Genomic DNA, 3,042 nt, shown 5'->3' with positions numbered 1-3,042 from the left:
ATGAGTGTTGTGCTAAACATAGTAATATAATGTGCATGATGTCTGGAATATACTACTGTATTTAATATAAGATGGAATCTTTGATATTATAATACATATAGTATTATCGAGAATTATTCGCAACTTTGAATCATACTAAACTGAACCGTATTATTATTATTATTATATGTATGATTCTGCTTCTACAAAGTGTATAAAGATGTATCAAGTCTTTAATTCATTACATCTTTGTATGCTGTCTATACACTTTCTTTTTTCATGCATGACTTACAGATTAGCATTGTATTATATTATATAGCAAACATCTATTTATTTTCTATAATGTATTGTGCCATGATGGTTGGAGTATTCATTATTAATTATTGATATTCATATCTTATATCTAATCTAATTAAATCAAAACTAATATCCTAATTTTATATCACATCTACAATTAATAATTAAATTACTTTTAAGGCATTCTCAGTCGATGGGAATGCCTTTATTTTTTATGGCTTAAATAGCTCTTAGCTTAGAGTGCCTTAAGTTAAAAAAATCCAGGTTGAAAAATTTTAGAAACAAAAGTTCGAGAATGAGTTTGAATATTTTTTTACATGTGTTATACTATAGATAGAAGAAACTATAAACAGAAAAGCTATAGTATGTATGGTACAAATAGAAGCACTATAATATATAGCAAAGATAGAAATACGAGATAAGGACAAAAGATTTTATTATGGCTAAACGATTTAAAGATTACTCAGAACTTACATTTACAGATGATTTTATGTTCTGCAAGGTAATGTCAACCAACTTAGATTTATGCAAAGAGGTACTCGAACTGATACTTAACATGAATATCAGCAGAATTGAACTTGTCGAAAGTCAGAAGACTTTTGACATAACTGCTCTTGCAAAGAGTATAAGACTTGATGTGTACGTCTCCGATGACAGCAATACAGTATATGATGTGGAGATGCAGACAACACTTGCAACTGACCTGCCAAAGCGAACACGCTACTATCAGGGGATGCTTGACATTAACCTTATTGAGAAGGGAAGTCCGTACAAAGAACTTAAGAAGACATATATAATATTTATATGCCTAGAGAATCCATTTAAGGAAAGTGGCAAAAACCTGCCGATATATACATTTGAAAATATATGCCTGCAGGATAATGAGATAAAACTTAAAGATGATGCATACAAAGTAATTATTAATGCTGCTGGTGACAGAGATAATCTCTCTGATAACATGTGTGCATTTCTTGATTACTTACAGGGAAAAGACGCAGAAAGTAAACTGACAAAAGCTATTGAAACGTCAGTCGATAAAGCTATTGAACGAAGTGATTGGAGGGTTGAGTATATGACACTGAATGCAAAGATTATGGAAGAACGTGAAGATGAACGCATCAAGAATATTTTAACCACGATATCAATTTTAAAAGGATTGGGAATTCAGGATTCTAAAATAATTGAACAGATATCCGAACGATTCGGTATAACACTTGATGAAACCTATAAATATCTTGATAAATATTATGAAGAGGAAAATAAAACCAACTCATAAATTTATACATTTTCTTAAAAATCCATCTCCCACTTTTAGAGATGGATTTTTAAGATTTGATGTGTATGTCACTGGTGACAGAGATAATCTCTCTGATAACATGTGTGCATTTCTTGATTATCTACAGGGAAAAGACGCAGAAAGTAAACTGACAAAAGCTATTGAAAAGTCAGTCGATAAAGCTATTGAACGAAGTGATTGGAGGGTTGAGTATATGACACTAAATGCAAAGATTATGGAAGAACGTGAAGAGGCTCGTGAAGAAGGACGTGAGGAAGGACGTGAAGAAGGGCGTGAAGAGGAACGCATCAAGAATATTCGAAAAACCATCGTTCTTTTACACAGGCTTAATTTTAAAAATGAAGATATAATCAGGGAAATTTCTCAAACATTTGAAATTTCTTTAGAAACAGCAGGTAAATATATAGAAGATTATTACAACGAATTATCAAAGAATAACTAAATATTTTAAGTGGTTATATAAAAAGGATTTCTCTTACTAAATAACATAAATTAATGTTTGAAAGTTTGAGAAATCCTTTTTTATGTTATTTTACCCCACTCTTGGCAAAGAGCCAAAATTATTTACAACATAATTTAAAAATGTTATACATAAAAGCTCCCTGATATATCAACTAATGATATTACCAGGGAGCTTCTTATCTAGATATGAACAATAACTATAAGTTATCTATCATTCTTACAGATTATTAATATGTCATCTTATCCCAACATTTTATTAATCCGTTATCTTGACTTACTATTTATTTCTGCTACCAGTTTCAGATTATTTCTCGCTAACAACTCTATCCATATAAGCTGCTTTTTCTGAATATCCTCTGTCGCCTTCTTCTGGTGTCTTAACGTACTGGCTTTCGTCAAACTCTGTACCTTTTTCAACGAAGATGATTTCGATTCCTTCAAGTCTGAATGAGTGGCCTGATGTACCAGCGATTTCACCGTTCTTAGCCCATCCTAACCAGCCATAGTTCTGAGCATGTACTCTGTAGTATACATCGTATTTCTCAGCTAAGTCGCCTTTAAGATTCATTGAGAATGCCTCAATTCTTCTTGACTGGTGTTCTGTACCGATTGAAATTGAACCGTCTTCATTAACAACCTGTGTTAAATCAGCTACATCTTCTGGATGGTCAACTCTCTTCTGTACGTGAGCTGTCATCTCAACTTCATCTGCATTAAGACCTGTGAGTGTAATCTTCTCAACTCGTCTGCTCTGTCCATGAGTACCAAGTGAGATGATACCGTCATCTGATACTGTTGCAGCAATATCGGCTTCATCATCTGTTCCAATTCTTCTCTGTACATGTGCTGAGAAGTTTACTTTGTCGTAGATGTCTTCTGAATCTGGTGTATCTGGTTTATCGAAACCAGCAGTATTATCAGTAACTTCAGCATCAGGTGTCTCAACAATTGAGAATACACTGAATGAATCTGTCTGGAATGTTAATGTATTACCTGCAGCAGCTGAT

General features: G+C 32.9%; 2 protein-coding genes and 1 pseudogene. 2 read left to right on the top strand and 1 reads right to left on the bottom strand.

Translation table 11 applies throughout. The features are described 5' to 3' along the window. Positions 1 to 715: 715 nt before the first annotated feature. On the top strand, positions 716 to 1,552 hold the full coding sequence (locus KQI85_RS16135) for an Rpn family recombination-promoting nuclease/putative transposase (RefSeq protein WP_216577052.1): 837 nt from the start codon (positions 716 to 718) through the stop codon (positions 1,550 to 1,552). Next, on the top strand, positions 1,524 to 2,015 hold the full coding sequence (locus KQI85_RS16130; RefSeq protein WP_216577051.1) for a hypothetical protein: 492 nt from the start codon (positions 1,524 to 1,526) through the stop codon (positions 2,013 to 2,015). Before KQI85_RS16135 ends, KQI85_RS16130 begins: the two co-directional genes overlap by 29 nt. Before the next feature lie 324 nt (positions 2,016 to 2,339). Here the strand turns inward: KQI85_RS16130 and KQI85_RS16125 are convergent. After that, a pseudogene (locus KQI85_RS16125) lies at positions 2,340 to 3,042 on the bottom strand (hypothetical protein); the annotation flags it as partial.

The sequence above is a fragment of the Falcatimonas sp. MSJ-15 genome (assembly GCF_018918265.1).
Taxonomy (GTDB): domain Bacteria; phylum Bacillota; class Clostridia; order Lachnospirales; family Lachnospiraceae; genus Falcatimonas.
The sequence above is the reverse complement of the archived record's forward strand: the minus strand, read 5'-3'. Positions and strand labels throughout refer to the sequence as shown.